Origin of the sequence: Streptococcus sp. HMSC066E07 (assembly GCF_001814695.1) — a bacterium.
GTDB classification, from domain to species: Bacteria; Bacillota; Bacilli; order Lactobacillales; family Streptococcaceae; genus Streptococcus; species Streptococcus hominis.
The window spans coordinates 1-22,705 of record NZ_KV817429.1; the positions used below are offsets into that span (position 1 = coordinate 1).

Sequence of the window (22,705 nt, forward strand, 5' to 3'; positions counted from 1 at the left end):
CAGCCTTAGCTTCGGCATTGGCTTTTTGAACACGTTCTAATTCTGCTTGATAGGCGGCTAATTGGGTTTGATAATCTGCTTCGTTATCGGCATTAGCTTTTCGGATAGCCGCTAAATCAGCTTGATATTGGGCTAATTTAGCTGCGTATTCAGCTTTTGCTGCTGCGTTGGCGGCATTAATCCGTTCAACCTCTGCTTTGTGAGCAGCCATATCCTTCTCATATTGTTCTTTAGTTGCTTGATTTTCAGCGTTGATCTTAGAAACTTCTGCTTCATGAGCGGCTACATCCGACTTATATTGATCTGTCGTTTTCTTGATGTCTTCAGCTTGTTTGGCATAGTCTTCTTTAATTTCAGTTTCTTTTTGATCCGCCTCTTGAGCTGTTTTTACCGTCCCTTTATCAACAGTTTCATCTTGGACAACATTAACACCAGCAGCTTGAGCATTATTTATTGCTTGATTAACATCAGTTTTAGGCACTTCTACTGGCATGGAGCCATTTGACTCTCCAGCTTGTTTTTGACTCTGTTCTGCTTCATTGCTCGCATTTCCTTGAGCATCTGGCAAATTAGTGGCTGGATTGCCTGTTTGGGTTCCAACCACAGCTGTGGTATCTACTTTACTTGTCGTTGTTGTCGTTTCATCAGCAAAAACATGTTGTCCTGCCATAGAAACCGCTGCTACGGTCCCTAGAACAGCGCCACAAAGCGTTTTGCTAATTTTACTTTTACGAAAACCAAATACTTCTCTTTTTTGCATTTTTCTTCCTTATTTCAAATTATTAGATTGTTCAAATTACTTTAAATTTGACACTTATTATATTTTAGCAACTTTTCAAAACATTTACAAGTGTGTAGCACACTCTTTCAATCCTTTACTTATTTTATTTCAAAACCGTGAATACAGCAAATTAAAATACAGAAACTAGCTAGTTTATTTACAAAATATAAAAAAGGCGGAAAAACCGCCTTCTGTTAAAATTATTTTTCGGTAAGTGCTGCAAGTCCTGGTAACTCTTTACCTTCGAGAAGCTCCATGCTAGCGCCGCCACCTGTAGAGATCCATGAAAACTTGTCTGCTCGACCAAGATTGATAGCTGCAGCAGCTGAGTCACCACCACCGATGATAGATTTCACGCCTGGTTGTTTCACGATAGCGTCCATGACACCGATTGTACCAGCTTGGAAGTCAGGATTTTCAAAGACACCCATTGGACCATTCCAAACAACTGTTTTCGCACCAGTCAATTCTTGGTCAAATTTAGCGATTGATTTAGGACCGATATCAAGTCCAAGGAAACCAGGGTCTACTGCTTCACCTTCAGTATCTTTTACTTCAGTGTAGTCCGCAAAAGCATTGGCTTCTTTCGAGTCAACTGGCAAAATCAATTTACCGTTTGCTTTTTCAAGCAGAGCTTTCGCAACCTCCAACTTATCTTCTTCTACAAGTGAGTTACCGATTTCGATACCTTGTGCTTTGTAGAAAGTATAAGTCATACCACCACCGATAAGGACTTTATCAGCTTTTTCAAGAAGATTTTCGATAACACCAATCTTGTCTGATACTTTAGAACCACCTAGGATTGCTACAAATGGACGAACTGGATTTTCAACAGCTTCTTTGATATAAGCAATTTCGTTTTCAAGAAGGAAACCTGCAACTGCTTTGTCCACATTAGCAGAAATACCAACATTTGAAGCGTGAGCACGATGAGCTGTACCAAATGCATCATTTACAAAGATACCGTCTCCAAGGCTTGCCCAATATTTACCAAGTTCTGGATCGTTTTTAGATTCTTTCTTGCCGTCAACATCTTCAAAACGAGTGTTTTCAACAAGAAGAACTTCACCGTCTTTAAGGGCATTGATCGCTGCTTCAAGCTCTGCTCCACGAGTTACTCCTGGAAGGAAAGCAACATCTTGACCTAATTTTTTAGCTAAATCAGCCGCAACTGGTGCAAGAGATTTTCCTTCTTTATCAGCTTCTTCTTTCACACGTCCAAGGTGAGAAAAAAGAATAGCACGTCCACCATGTTCAAGGATATACTTGATTGTTGGAAGAGCAGCTGAGATACGGTTGTCATTTGTGATAGCTCCGTCTTTAAGCGGCACATTGAAATCAACGCGAACAAGGACTTTTTTGCCTTTCAATTCAACGTCTTTAACAGTAAGTTTTGCCATGTTACAAAAACTCCTTTTTCTATTTTATACGAAACTATTATATCATATTTTCTAAAAGTTTTCTTGATATAAGGAAAGTTTTCACAAAATAATTTTGAACATAAAAAGAGCCGAGAAGGCTCGACTCTTTATTATTCTACTGGAGTTGTTTCTTCCACAGGTTCTGTTACAGTTGTATCTTCGATAATTTCGACTTCATTGACAGCTTGTGGTTCAAGGTTACGGTAACGAGCCATACCTGTACCAGCTGGGATGATTTTACCAATGATAACATTTTCTTTGAGACCAAGCAAGTGGTCTTTCTTACCACGGATAGCCGCGTCTGTGAGGACACGAGTGGTTTCTTGGAAGGAAGCCGCTGACAAGAAACTATTTGTTTCAAGAGATGCTTTAGTAATTCCCATGAGGACTGGGCGAGCAGTCGCAGGAACTCCTCCAGAGATGACCACATCACGATTAGCATCGGTAAAGTCTGTGATATCCATGAGTGTACCCATGAGAAGGTCTGTATCTCCTGGATCCATGACACGCACTTTGCGAATCATTTGACGAACCATTACCTCGATGTGCTTGTCACCGATTTCTACCCCTTGGCTGCGGTAAACTTTTTGTACTTCAGCAAGCAAGTAAGTTTCAACAGACAAGACATCACGAACAGCCAGCAAGTGCTTAGGCTGGATAGAACCTTCTGTCAGAGCAGCGCCACGAGAGATTTTATCCCCTACTGCTACTTTCATACGAGCTGTAAATGGTACTACATATTCCCCTTCACCAGTTGCCCCTTTAACAAAGACTTTCTTAGTCCGAGTAGAAGCATCTTCTTCAATCGCGGTCACTTCACCTTTGACTTCAGTAATAACTGCTTCCCCTTTCGGATTGCGGGCTTCAAAGATTTCTTGGACACGAGGAAGACCTTGTGTGATATCGGTATTAGACGCAACACCACCCGTGTGGAAAGTACGCATTGTAAGCTGTGTACCAGGTTCACCGATAGATTGGGCGGCAATCGTTCCGACTGCTTCACCGACTTCAACCGCATCGCCCGTTGCCAAGTTGATACCGTAACAACGACGACAAACCCCATGACGTGTATTACATGTAAAGACAGAACGAATAGTGACTTCTTCGACACCAGCGCTAACAATCTCATGCGCCATATCTTCTGTAATCAATACATCGGGACCAACGATGATTTCGCCTGTTTCAGGATGTTTAACTGATTTCTTCGTATAACGACCAATCAAGCGTTCTTCTAATGGCTCAATCATTTCCTTACCATCAGTAATTGAGCGGATAACAAGACCACGATCGGTTCCACAGTCGTCTTCACGGATAATCACATCTTGCGCCACATCAACCAAACGGCGAGTCAGATAACCTGAGTCAGCTGTTTTAAGGGCTGTATCAGTCATCCCTTTACGAGCACCGTGAGTAGAGAAGAACATTTCCAAAACAGACAAACCTTCACGGAAGTTAGATAGAATAGGCAATTCCATGATGCGGCCATTAGGAGCGGCCATCAAACCACGCATACCAGCAAGTTGTGAGAAGTTAGAAATGTTACCACGGGCTCCAGAATCCATCATCATAACGATTGGATTCTTAGGATCTTGGTTGGCAACCAAACGTTTTTCCAATTTTTCACGAGCTGCACGCCATTCAGCAGTAACTGCATTGTAGCGTTCATCGTCTGTAATCATACCACGACGGAATTGTTTGGTAATTTGTTCCACACGTTTATGAGACTCTTCGATAATTTCTGCCTTATCTTCAACGACCGGAATATCAGCAATCCCTACTGTCAAGCCTGCTAACGTTGAATGGTGATAGCCGAGATCTTTCAGACGGTCAAGGAAAGCAGATGTTTCAGTTGTACGGAAGCGTTTGAAGATTTCAGCGATGATATTTCCAAGATTTTTCTTCTTGAATGGCACATTTAATTCCAGCTTACTGATAGCTGCTTTGACATCTTGACCAGGTTCTAAGAAATACTTAGCTGGCACACCTTCTGCCATGTTTGAGGCATTTGGCTCTTGCAAATATGGTAATTCATCTGGCATGATATCATTGAAAAGAATCTTACCCACTGTTGTCAAGAGGATCTTGTGTTTTTGATTTTCTGTCCATGGTTTGTTTAAACTATCCGTCGCAATCCCAACACGCGTATGTAAGTGAACATAGCCATTACGGAGAGCCATTACAGCTTCATCACGGTCTTTAAAGACCATTCCTTCTCCTTCACGACCAGCTTCTTCCATAGTCAGATAGTAGTTCCCCAAGACCATATCCTGTGAAGGGGTTACTACTGGCTTCCCGTCTTTTGGATTGAGGATGTGCTCAGCTGCCAGCATGAGAATCCGTGCTTCTGCTTGGGCTTCTTCTGACAAGGGCACGTGGATCGCCATTTGGTCTCCATCAAAGTCGGCATTATAAGCTTCACACACAAGTGGGTGCAAACGAAGAGCTTTTCCGTCAATCAAAACTGGCTCAAACGCTTGAATTCCTAATCTGTGAAGCGTCGGTGCGCGGTTAAGGAGCACTGGGTGTTCTTTAATCACATCTTCTAAAATATCCCAGATGCGTTCATCATTCCGTTCTACCAAGCGCTTAGCAGCTTTGACATTTTGCACAATATCACGCGCGACAATTTCACGCATGACAAATGGTTTGAAGAGTTCAATAGCCATTTCACGTGGCACACCACATTGGTACATCTTGAGTGTCGGACCAACTGCAATAACCGAACGTCCTGAGAAGTCAACCCGTTTACCCAGCAAGTTTTGACGGAAACGTCCTTGTTTCCCTTTGAGCATGTGACTCAATGATTTGAGCGGGCGGCTTCCTGGTCCAGTAATAGGACGACCACGACGACCATTGTCAATCAGAGCATCAACCGCTTCTTGCAACATCCGCTTTTCATTTTGCACGATGATTCCAGGAGCATTTAGTTCCAAAAGACGTGCTAAACGATTATTCCGATTGATAACACGACGGTAAAGGTCGTTCAGGTCAGAAGAGGCAAAACGTCCACCGTCCAACTGAAGCATTGGACGTAAGTCTGGCGGAATAACTGGCAAGATGTTTAAGACCATCCATTCTGGCTTGTTACCAGATTTTTGGAAGGCATCTAAAACATCCAAACGACGAATAGCCTTGACACGTTTTTGTCCAGTTGCCGTTTTTAATTCATCTTTGAGCTCTGCAATTTCTTTTTCCAAATCTACTTGTTTCAAGAGATCTTGAATTGCTTCAGCACCCATTTTTGCAACAAAGGAACCTTGACCATATTCTCGTAAGCGTTCACGATATTCCCGCTCTGTCATAATGGATTTATGCTCAAGTGGCGTATCTTTTGGATCAATCACCACATAAGCTGCAAAATAGATGACTTCTTCAAGAGCACGAGGACTCATATCCAAGGTCAAGCCCATTCGGCTTGGGATTCCTTTAAAATACCAAATATGAGAGACAGGTGCTTTCAACTCAATATGTCCCATACGTTCACGACGAACTTTAGTACGAGTTACTTCAACACCACAACGGTCACAAATGATTCCTTTATAACGAATCCGTTTATATTTTCCACACGCACATTCCCAGTCTTTTGTAGGACCAAAGATGACTTCATCAAAAAGCCCTTCGCGTTCTGGTTTTAGTGTGCGGTAGTTAATTGTTTCAGGTTTCTTCACTTCTCCATAAGACCAAGAGCGGACTTTACTAGGAGAAGCTAGGGTGATTTGCATACTTTGAAAACGATTTACATCAACCACTATTTCTTACCTTTCTTTATTATCTATTGAATCAGTTCTTATTCTTTCCCTTCAGCATCAAAAGCGGCTTTTGCTTCTTGTGCTGCTTTTTCACGTGCTTTTTCAAGATCGTCTACATGAATCACATCATCATCCATGCCTTCATCCAAGTCACGAAGTTCGACTTCATTGTCGTCTTCATCAAGGACACGCATGTCAAGACCAAGTGATTGCAATTCTTTTACAAGGACACGGAAGGATTCTGGAACACCTGGTTTTGGAATTGGCTTACCTTTGGTAATGGCTTCATAAGCTCTCAAACGACCATTGATGTCATCTGACTTGTAAGTCAAGATTTCTTGAAGGACGTTAGAAGCACCGTAGGCTTCAAGAGCCCAAACTTCCATTTCTCCAAAACGTTGTCCACCAAACTGCGCTTTACCACCAAGAGGTTGTTGCGTAACGGTTGAATAAGGACCAACGGAACGGGCATGGAGCTTATCATCAACCATGTGGTGGAGTTTAATCATATACATGACACCAACGGATACACGATTATCAAATGGCTCACCCGTACGTCCATCATAAAGGATTGTCTTAGCATCGCTATCCATGCCAGCTTCACGAACGGTTTCCCAAAGATCATCTGAGCTAGCCCCGTCAAATACTGGTGTTGCAATGTGAATGCCAAGGTTGCGAGCAGCCATACCGAGGTGAAGCTCCATAACCTGTCCGATATTCATACGTGATGGCACCCCAAGTGGGTTCAACATGATGTCTACTGGTGTTCCGTCTGGAAGATACGGCATATCCTCAACTGGAACGATACGGGAAACAACCCCTTTATTTCCGTGGCGTCCGGCCATCTTATCCCCAACGCGGATCTTTCGTTTTTGAGCAATGTAAACACGCACCAACATGTTGACACCAGATTGCAATTCATCACCGTTCGCACGAGTAAAGATTTTCACATCACGGACAACCCCAGCACCACCATGTGGTACACGAAGAGATGTGTCACGTACTTCACGAGATTTATCACCGAAAATTGCATGAAGCAGGCGTTCTTCAGCAGATAAGTCTTTTTCACCTTTCGGTGTTACTTTACCGACAAGAATGTCGCCTTCTTTTACCTCAGCACCAATGCGGATAATTCCCATTTCGTCAAGGTCTCTCAAAGCATCTTCCCCAACATTTGGAATTTCGCGCGTAATTTCTTCAGGTCCAAGCTTTGTATCACGTGTTTCTGATTCAAATTCTTCCAAGTGAACAGACGTGTAAACATCGTCTTTCACTAAACGTTCACTCATGATAACGGCATCTTCAAAGTTGTAACCTTCCCATGTCATATAAGCAACGATTGGATTTTGTCCAAGCGCCATTTCACCTTTTTCCATAGAAGGTCCGTCTGCGATAAAGTCACCTTTTTCAACTGTATCGCCAACTTTTACCAGCGTACGTTGGTTGTAAGAAGTACCAGAGTTTGAACGGCGGAATTTCGTAATATGATAGACATCAAGTGAGCCATCTTCACGACGAACTTCAACTTTGGCTGCATCAGAATATACAACTTTACCGTCGTGTTGGGCAATAATCGCCGCACCAGAGTCGTGAGCTGCTTGGTATTCCATTCCCGTACCAACGTATGGTGCATGCGGATCAATCAACGGTACCGCCTGACGTTGCATGTTGGCACCCATGAGAGCACGGTTTGAGTCGTCGTTTTCAAGGAAAGGAATACAAGCCGTCGCAACCGCAACTACCTGCTTAGGCGATACATCCATGAAGTCTACTTGATCTGAAGGAAATTCTTGGTTGTTCCCTTGGTGACGTCCCATGACAATCGCTTCTGCAAAACGACCATCTTCTGTTAACTTAGAATTTGCTTGAGCAACGATGTATTCATCTTCTTCATCCGCTGTCAACCAAACGATTTCATTAGTGACCAGACCTGTTTCACGATCCACTTTACGGTAAGGCGTTTGGATAAAGCCATATTTATTCAAATGCCCATAAGAAGACAAGTTATTGATCAAACCAATATTTGGTCCTTCAGGTGTTTCAATCGGACACATACGACCATAGTGGGTATAGTGCACGTCACGCACTTCGTATCCTGCACGGTCACGTGTTAAACCACCAGGTCCTAAGGCAGATAAACGACGCTTGTGAGACAACTCAGACAGTGGATTGTGTTGATCCATAAATTGAGACAATTGAGAGGAACCAAAGAATTCTTTGATAGCTGCTGTAACTGGGCGTATGTTAATGATTTGTTGCGGAGTCAGTACCTCGTTATCTTGCACGCTCATGCGTTCACGCACATTGCGCTCCATACGAGACAAGCCAAGACGTACTTGGTTAGCAAGTAATTCACCAACGGCACGAATCCGACGATTTCCCAAGTGGTCAATATCATCCACACGACCCAGCCCTTCAGCGAGGTTCAAGAAGTAATTCATCTCAGCCAAAATATCTGCTGGCGTAATCGTATGAACTCGATCACCTGGGTTAGCATTACCAATAATAGTCACCACGCGATCTGGATCAGTTGGCGCCACCACTTTGAATTTTTGAAGAACGACTGGATCCGTCAATACAGCTGCATCATTTGGAATATAAGTAATTTTATTCAAATCACCGTCCAAGTATTCTGCAATGCTATCAATGACACTACGTGTCATAACAGTTCCAGCTTCAACCAAGATTTCACCTGTTTCTGGATCTACCAAAGGCTCTGCAATTGTTTGATTTAACAAACGTGTTTTAATGTTTAATTTTTTATTGATTTTATAACGACCAACTGCCGCCAAGTCGTAACGATGTGGATCAAAGAAACGAGCGACCAATAGACTACGTGAGCTATCAGCTGTTTTAGGCTCACCTGGACGAAGACGTTCATAGATTTCTTTAAGTGCTTCATCCGTACGTGAATCCATTGGATTTTTATGAATATCCTTTTCAATCGTGTTGCGAACGAGATCGCTATCACCGAAAATATCAAAGATTTCATCATCACCAGAGAAACCAAGTGCACGAACAAGCGTTGTAAATGGAATCTTACGAGTACGGTCAATCCGAGTATAAGCAATATCTTTTGAGTCTGTTTCCAGCTCTAACCAAGCTCCACGGTTAGGAATGACAGTTGAACCATAACCAACTTTACCATTTTTGTCTACTTTATCGTTGAAGTAAACACCCGGAGAACGAACGAGCTGTGATACGATAATCCGCTCACCACCATTGATAATGAAGGTCCCCATTTCGGTCATGATTGGGAAATCGCCAAAGAACACTTCTTGGGTCTTGATTTCACCAGTTTCTTTGTTAATCAAACGGAACGTCACAAAAATAGGTGCTGAATAGCTGGCATCATGGATACGTGCTTCCTCTAAGGTATATTTGGATTCTTTGATTTCATAACCAACAAACTCTAGCTCCATTGTATCTGTAAAGTTTGAGATAGGAAGTACATCTTCAAATACTTCTTTCAAACCATGGTCAAGAAAATCTTTGAACGAATCCGTTTGGATTTCAATCAAATTTGGTAAATCAAGAACTTCCTTGATTCTTGAAAAACTACGACGAGTACGGTGTTTCCCGTATTGAACTTCATGTCCTGCCAAGTTTTTTACTCCTTCTTCTTTCTACATTCTCTATTACATGATAGAGTAGCAATTTTCATTTGTCCTTTTTGAGTAATTTTCAGAATCTTTAAGTTTTAATGACAAACAATAAAAATCCCAAAAATAGGCACAAAAAGAGCAGCTAAATCTGACTCTGAAAGTATGATTTAACTGCTGTAAGCTTTATATGGACAATATTTCAAATAAAGCAGACGACAAATTATTAGCAATATTATACCTTATTTAACTCTGCTTTTCAAGTTTTTTACTTATGAAAATGTTTTTATTTACCTTTATTTAGCGTCCGCCTAAAAGTGCTGCCCAAGCTTTTTGATAATCACTGTCTGTTCCGCCGATTCCAAATTTATAGGTGGTCATCGGAGCACCGTTTTTCGCCCAATAGCTAGTAACTGTCTGTCCGGTCAGATTCATGCTGCGACCATTGACTGTTACTGTGCCAGCTCGTTCACCCGTTGCTTTAAGAACATTGGACTTAATGACACTGGAATCTAGATTGAACTTGTCACCAACTCCCCAGAGACTTGGGTCGGCTTGATAAATTGCATTTACTAGTTGAGCCATATACTGAGCATTGTTGTTGTAACCCGTCAAAGGTGCCATTGAAACATTATTGTCATGACCGATCCAACCACCTAACGTTAATTTAGGAGTGGATACCATGAGCCACATGTCACCATTACTGTTAGTCGTACCCGTTTTCCCAATCCAATCAGCACTAGCTAAACCGCTATTAATCTGCGTTAAACGAGATTTGAAGGTCGTCGTAGCACCCGAACTCAATACCCCACGCATAAGACTTTGCATAATCGTCGCCGTTGCCTTAGAGTAAACCTGAACAGGTTTTGCTTTATGTTCATAGACAACTTTCCCGTTTTTTGTCGTAATCTTTTCAATCATATAGCGCTCTTGGTATGCCCCATTATTGGCTAAAGTTTGGAAACCATTGGTGTGTTGGGCGACGGATACTTCAATACCTCCTCCCATTGGCAGACTTTCAATATCATAATTTTCAATTTGATAGCCCATTTTCTCCATGTACCCTTGGACATTAACTCCTTTGTCACGAAGCAATTTATAGGTCCAATAAGCTGGAATGTTCCAAGAAGTATTCAAAGCTTCCTGCAAATCCATCATGGCTGTACCACGGCTATCTACGTGCATAATTGGTTCACCGCTAGAGAAATTTGCAGGGTAGTTAGACAGCATGCTGGCACTTCCCATAAGCCCTTGGTCTATGGCAATACCATAGGCTAAAATCGGTTTAATGGTTGAGCCTGGTGAGCGCTCTGTATCAAATGCATGGTTGTTCTGGTTAGAAGCATAATCACGTCCTCCCACAAACCCCAAAATAGCTCCTGTACGATTATCCATGAGAACATTTCCAGCTTCGACTGCACCCGTTCCATCATCTAAGACACTACCAAAATTAGCTACTGCATTTTGCATTGCATTATGCACATTCTTATTAATAGTTGTGGTGACAGTGTAGCCGCCTTCACTCAACTCTTTCGCAGCTAGTTCTCTGTAAGCTTTCACTGTTGCATCATTTTTCAACTCTTGCTGTGAAACATTGTCACGTTTGATTAAGTAATCATACATTGCTTTTTGAGCTTCTTTCATAGCAACGTAATATAGATAGTCATGTGTTCTTGCCGAAGTCGTATCACTTGGTAAAAAGTCTCGTTTTAAATCATAATCTTTATACAATTGGTACTCGTTTTTACTAATCGCACCTGTTCGGTACATATTGTAAATAACATTTTTCGCACGATTGAGACCAAAAGTCATATCTTTAGCACTTTTCAGGCTACCGTCAGCTGCATAAGGAGAGTAAACAATCGGACTTTGTGGTAAACCGGCAATAAAAGCTGCTTGAGGAATTGTCAATTTGCTGGCAGGAACTCCAAAAATTCCTTGTGCAGCTTCTTCCACACCAGCAATATTTTGCCCTTTGTTATTTCTCCCAAACGGTGCCACATTCAAATAAGTCGTTAAAATATCGTCTTTGCTCATGTAGCGTTCTAAAGCCAGCGCATCAATGATTTCTGATGCTTTACGACTAAAGGTTGGAGCATCGCCAACAACTTGTTGCTTGATTAACTGTTGAGTTAAGGTAGAACCTCCACTTGAGGAACCAATCCCTGCAACAGAGCCTAGCGTCGCCCGCAAAACAGCTTTTGTGACAACCCCATTGTGCTTCCGAAAATTCTCATCTTCTGTCGCAATGACTGCTTTTTTCACATTGTCAGAAATATCTTTACTCTTAATTGGCACTCGCAACAAATCACTATCAATGGCTGAAATGGAGCTGCCATCAGCATATTTTAATTCAGAAATGGTTGAAATATCTTGAATTTTTTTGATGAGCTCTTCTTTTTTAGGAGTTTCAACCTTGTCAAAGATTCGTGCACCATATCCTAATGCAATGCCTCCACCAAACAAGCAACCTAAAAAAACAAATACAAAAAAGACATTTGATAATAATTTCAGAGTACGAAGGACAGTCTCGCCAACACTCCAAAGTGTCCAGCTTTCTTTTTCATTTTTGCTAGGACGATCTGTTTGAAAAAAATTCTCAAACAATCGTTTGATCTTTTCAAAAACTTGTTTACTCATTCTTTCTCCTTGAACTTTCTCTGCCTATTATAGCAAATTTATGAAACTTCTGACAACAGGAAAGGCAATCCTTGGCTGGAATCATTGTTTTTTTAAATTATTTTTGCAATTTCACTACATTCTAATGGCTGTTTGTGATACAATGTTACAATAACTAGAAATTTTATAAAGGAGAGACAGATATGCACATTTTTGATGAGCTAAAAGAACGTGGTTTAGTTTTTCAGACAACTGACGAAGACGCGTTGCGCAAAGCCTTAGCGGAAGGAAATGTTAGTTTTTATTCTGGCTACGATCCAACAGCTGACAGCCTGCACCTCGGTCATCTTGTACCAATCCTTGTCATGAAACATTTACAGTTGGCAGGTCACAAACCCTACGCTCTCGTCGGCGGTGCAACTGGCTTAATTGGCGACCCATCATTTAAAGATACAGAGCGGAGTTTACAAACAAAAGACACCGTTGAGGGCTGGGTACGAAGCATTCAAGCGCAAGTATCTCGTTTTCTTGATTTTGAAAATGGCGACAACAAGGCTGAAATGGTCAACAACTACGACTGGTTCTCCGATATTAGCTTTATTGATTTTCTACGCGATGTTGGAAAATATTTCACTGTCAACTACATGATGAGTAAAGAGTCCGTAAAAAAACGAATTGAAACAGGGATTTCTTATACTGAGTTCGCTTACCAAATCATGCAAGGCTATGACTTTTTTGAGCTAAATCGGCAATACGGTGTCACTTTGCAAATCGGCGGTTCTGACCAATGGGGCAATATGACTGCTGGTACTGAATTGCTTCGTCGGAAGGCAGACAAAACAGCTCACGTTATTACAGTACCCCTTATCACAGACGCAACCGGTAAGAAATTTGGTAAGTCAGAAGGCAACGCTGTATGGCTCAATGCTGATAAGACCAGTCCTTACGAAATGTACCAATTCTGGATGAATGTCATGGACGCTGATGCCGTTCGTTTCCTCAAAATTTTCACCCTTCTTCCGCTTGATGAAATCGAAGAAATCGGGAAACAATTTGAAGCAGCTCCACATGAACGTTTGGCGCAAAAAATCTTAGCGCGAGAAGTCGTTACATTTGTGCATGGCGAAAAAGCCTACAAAGAAGCACTCAATATTACCGAGCAGCTTTTTGCTGGAAACATTAAAAATCTTTCTGTCAAAGAATTGAAACAAGGACTTCGCGGCGTGCCAAATTATCAAGTGAAGGCAAATGACAATCTCAACATCGTAGAACTTTTGGTAACGGCTGGCGTTGTCAATTCTAAACGCCAAGCGCGTGAAGATGTCCAAAACGGTGCTATTTATGTCAATGGCGATCGCATTCAAGACCTTGACTATACATTAACGGACGCTGACAAATTGGAAAACGAACTCACCGTTATCCGTCGTGGTAAGAAAAAATATTTTGTTTTGACTTACTAAATAGGAAAAAGAGCAATCAACTACTACATCGTTGGTTTATTACACTATATACTTTGAAGCTGGAGACTTTTCGCTCCAGCTTCTTTTCATTCTCACTAGCAAAAAGCATATTGTCATAATGCTTGTTTTAGCTCCAACCGCTTTAAAAGTGTGGTTCATTTTAAAATTCCCTTTCTTTATCTACTTGTCAAAGCATTTCTCACATGTTACACTAGACACAGAAATTGATGAAAGAGAAAACGCATGAAACCCAAACTTAAACGCTTTGAAACGGCTAAGCTTTTTTCTTGCCCTTTTTGTCAGCAAGCCTTGTTTTTATCAGAAAATAGTCTCAAATGCAAAAATAAGCATTCCTTCGACTTGGCAAAGTTTGGCTATGTCAACTTGGATCCACAGGTGAAGCAATCAAAAGACTACGATAAATCCAACTTTCAAAATCGACAATTGATTCTCGAAGCAGGATTTTACCAGCCAATTTTGAAGAAATTACTAGAAATTTTATCATCTTTACCACAACACGACAATCTGCTGGACATTGGCTGCGGAGAGGGTTATTATGCTCGAAATTTGCAAGCACAATTGCCAGCTAAACATATCTATGCATTCGATTTATCAAAAGAGTCTATTCAACTAGCAGCCAAAAGTGACCACATTCTGGCGGTAAATTGGTTTGTTGGGGATCTGGCGCACATCCCTATTCAAGATACTAGCATGGATGTGATTTTAGACATCTTCTCTCCCGCCAATTACCAAGAATTTCAGCGCGTCTTGCAGAAAAACGGCTTGCTCATTAAGATTATTCCTAGCAGCCAACACTTGCAAGAAATTCGTAGTATCGTTGCCGAGCAATTAACAAACACAAATTATTCCAATCACAAAATCATTGAGCATTTTGAAGAAGCCTTTACCATTACGAATTCTTATGACGTTGCAGCCACTTTCAGCTTGAGAGAAAACGAGAAAGCGGCACTTCTTCACATGACACCGCTTCTTTTTAATATTGACATTGATAAAATAGATTGGTCACCATTAACTGACATCACGATTGCTGCAAAGATTTTAGTTGGTCAACAAATATAAAACAAAAAGAGGTGAAAACAGATTGCTGCGAGATACAGCAGTCTATTTAACCTCTTTTTATATGCTTCGATTAAAAGCTAACCAAATCATTCCCAAAGCTAAAACAATATAAGCAATCAACGCCAATAACCGTTGCCCCACTTGATAAGCTCTTCTTTCCCCTCGAACTGGAAAAATAACCGCACACAAAGCGCCCCCGACTGCACCACCTAAGTGACCTGCCAAACTAATTCCCGGTGTCAAGCTCAACACCAAGTTCATAACTAGAAGAACTAGGTATGACTGACCGAGTTGCTGAATATAGGGATTGCGAACTGCATAGCGCAAAGTAATAATAGCGCCAAAAATCCCAAACAAAGATGTAGAGGCACCTGCCGCCACAACATTTGGAGTGAAAAAGAAGACAAATACATTTCCTAAAATGCCAGACATCAAGTAAAGAAACAGAAAATTCCACGAGCCAAAAATGTCCTCGGCTTGCCGCCCGATAAAATACAGCGTAATCATATTCATCACAAAATGCTCCAAGCCGATATGAACAAAAATCGCCGATACTAAGCGCCAAATCTGGCTTGGGAAATATTGAATCGTTCGACCATTCATCGCTCCAAATTCGTAAATCGTTTGGGTGCTAGCATAAGCAAAACCACGCAACAGAAACATTGCTAGGAAAACTCCTGTCGTGATAAGCAATAATAAGCTCGTCACTGGATAACGTTTATCATAAATTTTATTCACAAATCAATACCTCCTGAACGGGAATATCACAATCATCTGGTTGAAAATCAACTAACTGGTAAGGATAAATTGTACTGACTGTCATCCCTTTAAAATCAGCCAAATAGCGGTCATAATAGCCGCCTCCATAGCCAATACGATAGCCTTTTTTGTTAAAAGCAATACCCGGAACATGAATTAAATCAATATGAGATTTTTCCACCGCTCGTTCACTTCTTGGTTCCCAGATACCAAAAGCAGTCAATTCCAAGTCATTTGGATTATAATCCACAAAAGTCATGCGCCCTTGGGGATAAGTCTTAGGGATCAAAACCCGCTTGCCATCTGCTTGAGCCTGCCTGATGAAAAGCCTTGTATCAAACTCGTGTGGCAAAGATAAATAAACCGCAACTGTTCTAGCTTGTTGATAAGCAGAAGATTCCAGCAAGTACTGAGTGAGCAAAGCATCTCTCTGCTGTTTTATTATCAATTGCTGCTCTTTCATTTTCCTGACTATAGTTTTGCGCAAATCTGCCTTCATTTATCTTCTCCTCGATCAGAAATATTATCAACATTCCCAGCCCGTTATTCATTAACTTTTGCACTTAAAAACTTCCCAAATTTTTCAATAGCAAAAGGCAGCGCTGCTTCATCTGGCGCCATTTTAGGATGATGAAGTGCGTAAGGACTGTCAATTCCCAGCCAGAACATCACACCCTTGACTTTACTGAGCAGATAGCCAAAGTCCTCGCCGGTCATTGCGGGTGAAATATCAATCATGTGCACGTCACTCTCTTTTTGGAAAAAGTTCATACATTGAGTAGCTAATTCAGGATGATTTTCCACAGGAAGATAACCACCTTGTTTCAGCTCCAAATCAAGCTCTACACCAAAAGACCGGGCTACTCCTTCAGCGATTTCCCGCAGGCGTTTTTGAGTGAGCAAATTCATCTCCTGCGTCAATGTTCGAATGGTTCCGTGCAGAAAGGCAGTTTCAGCAATCACATTATTCGTTGTTCCAGCATGGAATTCACCAAAGGTAACGACAGCTCCTTCAATCGGATCTACATTGCGACTCACAACGGTCTGAACCTGAGTGATAAAATAGCTAGCTGCTACCAAAGCATCATTAGCATTATGTGGAAATGCAGCATGACCACCCTTGCCCTTAAAAGTTAATTTAACTTCACAAGTCCCTGCAAAAAGTGTACTAGTATTCGTAGCAATACCTCCTACCTTGAGGTCAGGTCGCACATGAAGCCCATAAAATTCATCTGGCAACCAATCGCCAAAGGCTCCATCTTCATACATCAGCATACCCCCAGCTTCATTTTCCTCAGCTGGCTGGAAAAGAAAAAGTAGATTATTCTTAGGCTGCTCAGTAGTTAATTTCTCCAACAAACCCAGAGCGATTGTCATGTGCATATCATGCCCACAGGCATGCATACGCCCCTCATGCTGACTAGCAAAGGCAAGCCCTGTCTCCTCAACAATCGGCAAACCGTCAATATCTGTCCGCCAGCCAATCGTCTTAGTAGGTGTACTCCCTTTGATAAAGACTAAAATTCCCGTACGCCAAGTCCGAATCTCAACGAAATCCAAGCCAGCAGTCAACTCATCAATCACTCGCATCAGATAGGCATGAGTCTTATACTCTTCCAGTCCAATCTCCGGAATTTGATGCAAGTCTCGGCGAATTTTTTGATAATCAATCATACATTTCCCTCTTTAAAGTGTCCGAAGAGCGTCTTCCAATGCTGTTTTCTGCTGGGTTTGTTCATCAATTTTCTTAATCACACGCGCAGGCACACCGGCTACAACAACATTTTCTGGCACATCTTTCGTCACAATAGCCCCTGCAGCGACGACAGAACCATTGCCAATCTGCACTCCTTCAATAACGACAGCATTGGCTCCAATCAAGACATTATCCCCCACGCGAACTGGCTCAGCACTAGCCGGCTCAATAACACCGGCAAGAACAGCCCCAGCACCCACGTGACTGTTTTTCCCAACAATAGCTCGACCACCCAAAACGGCTCCCATATCAATCATCGTTCCAGCACCAATTTCAGCTCCGATATTGATAACAGCTCCCATCATAATCACAGCATTATCACCGATTTCCACCTGGTCGCGGATAATAGCTCCTGGCTCAATCCGAGCATTGACCTCGCGCTTGTCTAACAGCGGCACGGCAGAATTCCGAGCATCCTGCTCCACCACATAGGTTTTATTCTCTTCTAAATTGACCAAAAGAGGTTTAATTTCTTCCCAGTCACCAAATAGAACACTGCCCAATTTGACAACAGAATCCGGTACTTCGTCCACTAGTTCTCCTTCAAAGGTCACTTTTACATTTGTCTTTTTCTTAGCATCCGCTATAAACTGAATAATTTCCTGAGCGGTCATTTTAGTGGCTGACATAGACATTCCTCATTTCGATTTAGTATTAAGAGTTATTATAACATAAAACCAAGCATTTCATCATATAAAAGCAAAAACACCACAAGTTTAACACATGTGATGTTTTCGTTAAATTTATTGGATGTTCTTCAACATATTCTCGATGTGCTCAATAGATTTTTCACGTCCAAGCAGGTAAATGGTGTCTGGTAATTCTGGACCGTGCATTTCGCCTGAAACAGCGATACGAATTGGCATAAAGAGGTTTTTGCCTTTGATACCCGTTTCTTTTTGCACTGCCTTGATTTGTGGGAAGATATTTTCTGACTTGAAGTCTTCATCACTCATAGCTTCCAATTTTTCTTTGAATGCTTTCAAAACAGTTGGTACTGTTTCGCCTGCCATAAACTCTTTTTCTTCTGCCGTTAGCTCTGGAAAATCTTCAAAGAAAAGGTCTGTGAGCGGTACGATTTCATCTACAGACTTCATTTGTGGCTTGTAAAGTTCAACCAATTTTTCAGCTTTGTTAGTCAAACGACCAGCCGCTTCCAAGTAAGGTTTCGCCATATCAAAAATGGTTTCAAAATCGGCATTTTTGATGTATTCATTATTCATCCAGTCCAATTTCTTCTGATCAAAGGCGGCTGGTGACTTGCTAAGACGATTTTCATCAAAGAGTTCAATCAATTCTTGACGTGAAAAAATTTCGTTTTCCCCACCAGGATTCCAACCAAGAAGAGCGATGAAATTGAAAACAGCTTCTGGCAGATAGCCTTTCTGACGATATTCTTCGATAAATTGAAGGGTGTTTGTATCACGTTTGGACAATTTCTTACCCGTTTCAGAGTTGATAATCAAGGTCATGTGACCAAATTGTGGCGCTTCCCAACCAAGTGCTTCATATACCATGAGCTGCTTAGGGGTATTGGCAATGTGGTCATCTCCACGAATGACATGGGAAATTTTCATCAGATGGTCATCCACCACAACCGCAAAATTATAAGTTGGATAACCGTCTTTTTTCTGGATAACCCAGTCACCACCGATGTTACCACCTTCAAATTCAATCTCACCTTTGACAAGATCGTTCCACTTGTAAATACCAGATTCATTAACTGCAAGACGGACTGTTGGAACGATTCCTTTAGCTTCACGTTCTGCGATATAAGCTGCTTTTTCATCTTCAGACATTCCCAGATATTCATTGATGTAACGAGGTGTTTCTCCAGCAGCTTCCTGACGTTCACGCTCTGTTGCCAACTCTTCCTCCGTCACGTATGACTTGTAAGCCAAGCCTTTTTCAAGTAACTCATTGATATAACCTTGGTAAATGTCCAAGCGTTCAGATTGGCGATATTTTTCATGCGTTTCTGGACTCTCATCCCAATCAATTCCTAACCAACGCAGATTTTCCAACTGCGAACGCTCCCCGTCTTCCACATGACGTTTACGGTCAGTATCTTCAATCCGAATGATAAAAGTTCCGCCGTAGTGACGAGCGTAAAGATAATTAAAGAGCGCAGTCCGCGCATTCCCGATGTGTAACAGTCCCGTTGGACTTGGTGCATAACGCACACGAATTTGATTCGCCAATTTTATGTCTCCTAATTTTTATCTTATATTTTCAACAGGAAAAACCTGTTTTTATTTCAAACGTTACTATTATACCACATAGTTGTCGAAAAGAAATAACAGAAACGATGAAACTTTATTATTCTTCCAATCATTTACAGAATTTTCTTAGCAATGTAGAGTCCGTTGTCTGGCTCACCTATCAATTCAATGCTCAGTTACACTAACTTACCCAAACACCTTCTCCAATACTTCTCCAATCGTTGTTACACCAATAACTTCAATAGTTTCGGGAATGTTCAATCCGTTCAGAGAGTTTTTAGGAGCGTAAACTTTGGTGAAGCCCAGCTTAGCAGCTTCATTGATACGCTGCTCAATGCGATTGACACGGCGGATTTCGCCCGTCAGACCGATTTCACCAATAAAACATTCTTGTGGATTCGTTGGCAAATCTTTATAACTCGAAGCAATTGCAACGGCAACAGCTAAGTCAATAGCTGGCTCATCTAATTTGACACCGCCTGCTGACTTGAGGTAGGCATCTTGATTTTGCAATAATAACCCTGCTCGCTTTTCCAAAACAGCCATAATCAGACTAGCACGATTGAAATCCAATCCTGTCGTTGTCCGCTTGGCATTGCCAAACATGGTCGGTGTCACCAAAGCCTGTACTTCCGCAAGGATTGGACGCGTCCCCTCCATAGTCACCACGATAGAAGAGCCTGTTGCCCCATCTAAACGCTCCTCTAAGAAAACCTGGCTAGGATTGAGTACTTCAACCAGACCACCTGACTGCATTTCAAAAATACCGATTTCATTCGTAGAGCCGAAGCGGTTTTTGACTGCCCGCAAAATACGAAAAGTATGTTGACGCTCACCCTCAAAATAAAGTACTGTATCCACCATATGTTCCAAAGTTCTAGGTCCAGCCAGAGTGCCCTCTTTCGTCATATGACCGACGATAAAGGTGGCAATATTGTTGGTTTTTGCCAGCTGCATCAGCTCCGCTGTCACTTCTCGCACTTGCGAAACCGACCCTTGCACGCTGGAAATTTCTGGCGATAGAATCGTCTGAATGGAATCTATAATCAAAAAATCTGGTTTGATTTTTTCAATCTCAGCACGAATACTCTGCATATTGGTCTCCGCATAGAGATAAAATTCACTGTCAATATCGCCTAAACGTTCCGCGCGCAGCTTAATCTGCTCGGCTGACTCTTCCCCACTGACATACAATACTGTTCCCTTGTGAGAGAGTTGGGTCGAAACCTGCAATAAAAGGGTAGATTTCCCAATGCCGGGATCTCCTCCGATTAGAACTAAACTTCCTGGCACCACACCGCCGCCCAAGACGCGATTAAATTCATCCATATCTGTCTTGGTACGGTTGACATTGATAGAAGTTACCTCCGCTAACTTCATCGGTCGACTTTTTTCCCCTGTCAGAGAAACACGCGCATTCTTAACCTCCGTAACTTCGACCTCTTCGACAAAGGACGACCAAGCCCCACAGTTAGGACAGCGCCCTAAATACTTGGGGGAATGATATTCACAATTTTGACAAACAAATGTTGCTTTTTTCTTGGCTATGATAGATTCCTCTTTCTTAATGCCCAGTGCTTCCAAAACCACCTGTCCGCACACCATCTGCTTCATCATTATCAGCAAGCAAGAACGGCGCAAAGACAGCTTGAACGATACGATCTTCTTCTTCTAAGACCACTTCTTGATCTGTAATGTTCTGCATTTGCGCAAAAATGTGACCTTCATTAGCAGGATTGCCATAATAATCACCGTCAATGACACCTACCGAATTAATCAAAACTAATCCTTTTTTACGTGGATTAGATGAACGATCATAAAGATAAAGCACCTCACCAGCCTGCATATAGGCCTTGACACCTGTCGGCACCAACTTAATCTCTTTGGGCGCAATAACTGTGCGCTCTGCTACCTTCAAATCATAGCCAGCCGCATGAGCCGTCTCACGCTTTGGCAGTAAATTTTCATTTGTAAAGCTTGAAACAAGCTCAAAACCACGAATTCCCATATTTTTCTCTTTTCTACTTTTGCTTCCCCTATTATACTAAATTCGTAAACAACACGCAAAATGCAGGTCATTCTTCAACCTGCACTTTTAAAGTTATTTCAGTTCATTCAAGAATCGAATGACTTGCTCGTTGGCATCCACTTGAGCTTTCACCCCAAAAGGAACAATTGCTCTTGGGGTAGCATGTCCAACATTTAAATTATATAAAATAGGAATATCTGTATCAATGACATCAAGCAGGATTTGTTTGTACTCATCATAGTAGGTTTCATCCATTGGTTTTCCAACAAGAATCCCATTTAAAACAGAAAAAATCCCTGTCACCTTTAAGGCTTCTAGCATTTTTCGATATAAAATTGGTTCTGGTTTTTCCTCACTGGTTTCCAACAAAAGAATTTTTCCTTCCCACTCTGAAAGACTGGGAAATAGCTGATAGTGAGCACACAGTTCAATCGTATCCTCATGTCTTGTATTATCAAATATCTGATAAAGCGACTCCAAACAGCCTCCTAAAATTTCCCCTTCAAATGTTGCTTTTCCTTTCAGCAATTCAAATCCCTGATTTTCATGACGGATCCGTTTCGTTCCTAAGACTTTTTCACTAAAATCCGTCCTCTCATCATACCAGACATTGCTCGGTCTGATTTCTGAGATAGTCCCTGTTCCAATCAGTTCCTTAAAATATGAAAGCGTATAAGGCAGCATTTCTTCCTCTAACTCACAAACATCAGCAAGAAATGACTGACCATAAAAAGTCTTCACTCCCAACTTATGGAGCATGAGGTGATTCATGGTAGTGTCTGAAAAGCCTAAAAATACTTTCTGATTCACAACCTTTTTTAATTGGTTATCTTCAAACAAATAGGGTAGCAAGCGATGCGTATCATCTCCACCAATAGCACATAAAATCATATCAATTGAAGGATCTTCAAAAACTTGAATCAAATCTTGCGCTCTCGATTCAGGATGGTCTTTCAGATAATCCATTCCTCTTTGTGCGTGCTCTGAAAACATCACTTCAAGTCCCAAGTCTTTTAAACGCTTTAATCCTAGATCAACCTCATGCCTAACGAAATTTTCTCCAATGATTCCGCTTGATAAACTGACAATTCCTACTTTCTTTATCATCTAATCTCCTCCCTTGCTGATAATTTGAATCATTATATCACAAAATACAATCAACTAAAATGCTAAATGGTCAATATTCACAAAACAAAACATACTAAGATTAGTAGTGAAGAAATCTCC

15 protein-coding genes are annotated in these 22,705 nt (G+C 41.5%); 2 read left to right on the forward strand and 13 right to left on the reverse strand.

Annotation, left to right across the window (positions count from 1 at the left end; translation table 11 throughout):
* From HMPREF2984_RS02925 to pbp1b, 5 genes are all read right to left on the reverse strand, one after another.
* Window positions 1-760: putative cross-wall-targeting lipoprotein signal domain-containing protein (locus HMPREF2984_RS02925; RefSeq protein WP_368853517.1), on the reverse strand; the 760-nt coding region annotated here is incomplete at its 3' end.
* A gap of 221 nt (window positions 761-981) precedes the next feature.
* Entirely contained in the window at window positions 982-2,181 is a 1,200-nt protein-coding gene (gene pgk, locus HMPREF2984_RS02930) for a phosphoglycerate kinase (RefSeq protein WP_049533568.1), read from the reverse strand.
* Between the two features lie 131 nt (window positions 2,182-2,312).
* Entirely contained in the window at window positions 2,313-5,951 is a 3,639-nt protein-coding gene (rpoC, locus tag HMPREF2984_RS02935) for a DNA-directed RNA polymerase subunit beta' (RefSeq protein WP_049533567.1), read from the reverse strand.
* A gap of 38 nt (window positions 5,952-5,989) precedes the next feature.
* Window positions 5,990-9,556, reverse strand: coding sequence for a DNA-directed RNA polymerase subunit beta (rpoB, locus tag HMPREF2984_RS02940; protein WP_070670394.1), 3,567 nt, complete (start codon window positions 9,554-9,556; stop codon window positions 5,990-5,992).
* A gap of 297 nt (window positions 9,557-9,853) precedes the next feature.
* The gene (gene pbp1b / locus HMPREF2984_RS02945) at window positions 9,854-12,193 is read right to left on the reverse strand and encodes a penicillin-binding protein PBP1B (protein ID WP_059221239.1); all 2,340 of its coding nucleotides are present in this window, start codon (window positions 12,191-12,193) and stop codon (window positions 9,854-9,856) included.
* A 182-nt stretch (window positions 12,194-12,375) separates the two neighbouring features.
* Between pbp1b and tyrS the strand changes: the two genes are divergently transcribed.
* Window positions 12,376-13,632, forward strand: a complete 1,257-nt coding sequence (gene tyrS / locus HMPREF2984_RS02950; protein ID WP_049533564.1) for a tyrosine--tRNA ligase — start codon at window positions 12,376-12,378, stop codon at window positions 13,630-13,632.
* Between the two features lie 243 nt (window positions 13,633-13,875).
* A complete protein-coding gene (locus HMPREF2984_RS02960) occupies window positions 13,876-14,712 on the forward strand; it encodes a putative RNA methyltransferase (RefSeq protein ID WP_070670397.1) in 837 nt (278 codons plus the stop codon).
* 57 nt (window positions 14,713-14,769) lie between these two features.
* Here the strand turns inward: HMPREF2984_RS02960 and HMPREF2984_RS02965 are convergent, their stop codons facing one another.
* The 8 genes from HMPREF2984_RS02965 to HMPREF2984_RS03000 form a co-directional block, all read right to left on the reverse strand.
* Complete coding sequence (locus tag HMPREF2984_RS02965) at window positions 14,770-15,450, reverse strand: rhomboid family intramembrane serine protease (RefSeq protein WP_070670400.1); 681 nt, start codon at window positions 15,448-15,450, stop codon at window positions 14,770-14,772.
* Entirely contained in the window at window positions 15,443-15,970 is a 528-nt protein-coding gene (locus HMPREF2984_RS02970) for a 5-formyltetrahydrofolate cyclo-ligase (RefSeq protein ID WP_070670403.1), read from the reverse strand. Before HMPREF2984_RS02970 ends, HMPREF2984_RS02965 begins: the two co-directional genes overlap by 8 nt.
* Before the next feature lie 44 nt (window positions 15,971-16,014).
* Complete coding sequence (locus tag HMPREF2984_RS02975; protein ID WP_070670404.1) at window positions 16,015-17,145, reverse strand: N-acetyldiaminopimelate deacetylase; 1,131 nt, start codon at window positions 17,143-17,145, stop codon at window positions 16,015-16,017.
* 12 nt (window positions 17,146-17,157) lie between these two features.
* Window positions 17,158-17,856 (reverse strand): 2,3,4,5-tetrahydropyridine-2,6-dicarboxylate N-acetyltransferase, encoded by a 699-nt coding sequence (dapD, locus tag HMPREF2984_RS02980; RefSeq protein WP_070670407.1) that lies wholly within the window; start codon window positions 17,854-17,856, stop codon window positions 17,158-17,160.
* 114 nt (window positions 17,857-17,970) lie between these two features.
* Complete coding sequence (gltX, locus tag HMPREF2984_RS02985; RefSeq protein ID WP_070670410.1) at window positions 17,971-19,428, reverse strand: glutamate--tRNA ligase; 1,458 nt, start codon at window positions 19,426-19,428, stop codon at window positions 17,971-17,973.
* A gap of 207 nt (window positions 19,429-19,635) precedes the next feature.
* Window positions 19,636-21,054, reverse strand: a complete 1,419-nt coding sequence (gene radA, locus HMPREF2984_RS02990; protein WP_142350438.1) for a DNA repair protein RadA — start codon at window positions 21,052-21,054, stop codon at window positions 19,636-19,638.
* Window positions 21,014-21,457 carry a dUTP diphosphatase gene (locus HMPREF2984_RS02995; RefSeq protein WP_049533558.1) on the reverse strand — a complete coding sequence of 148 codons (444 nt, stop codon included), beginning with the start codon at window positions 21,455-21,457 and terminating at the stop codon, window positions 21,014-21,016. Before HMPREF2984_RS02995 ends, radA begins: the two co-directional genes overlap by 41 nt.
* Before the next feature lie 93 nt (window positions 21,458-21,550).
* Window positions 21,551-22,585, reverse strand: coding sequence for a S66 family peptidase (locus HMPREF2984_RS03000; RefSeq protein WP_049533557.1), 1,035 nt, complete (start codon window positions 22,583-22,585; stop codon window positions 21,551-21,553).
* Window positions 22,586-22,705 lie beyond the last annotated feature (120 nt).

Bases quoted from the DNA above. Each gene is read 5' to 3' on its own strand.
- radA (WP_142350438.1), bottom strand. From the start codon at position 21,054: ATGGTGTGCGGACAGGTGGTTTTGGAAGCACTGGGCATTAAGAAAGAG.
- pgk (WP_049533568.1), bottom strand. From the start codon at position 2,181: ATGGCAAAACTTACTGTTAAAGACGTTGAATTGAAAGGCAAAAAAGTC.
- HMPREF2984_RS03000 (WP_049533557.1), bottom strand. From the start codon at position 22,585: ATGATAAAGAAAGTAGGAATTGTCAGTTTATCAAGCGGAATCATTGGA.
- dapD (WP_070670407.1), bottom strand. From the start codon at position 17,856: ATGTCAGCCACTAAAATGACCGCTCAGGAAATTATTCAGTTTATAGCG.
- pbp1b (WP_059221239.1), bottom strand. From the start codon at position 12,193: ATGAGTAAACAAGTTTTTGAAAAGATCAAACGATTGTTTGAGAATTTT.
- HMPREF2984_RS02975 (WP_070670404.1), bottom strand. From the start codon at position 17,145: ATGATTGATTATCAAAAAATTCGCCGAGACTTGCATCAAATTCCGGAG.
- tyrS (WP_049533564.1), top strand. From the start codon at position 12,376: ATGCACATTTTTGATGAGCTAAAAGAACGTGGTTTAGTTTTTCAGACA.
- HMPREF2984_RS02960 (WP_070670397.1), top strand. From the start codon at position 13,876: ATGAAACCCAAACTTAAACGCTTTGAAACGGCTAAGCTTTTTTCTTGC.
- HMPREF2984_RS02970 (WP_070670403.1), bottom strand. From the start codon at position 15,970: ATGAAGGCAGATTTGCGCAAAACTATAGTCAGGAAAATGAAAGAGCAG.
- HMPREF2984_RS02995 (WP_049533558.1), bottom strand. From the start codon at position 21,457: ATGGGAATTCGTGGTTTTGAGCTTGTTTCAAGCTTTACAAATGAAAAT.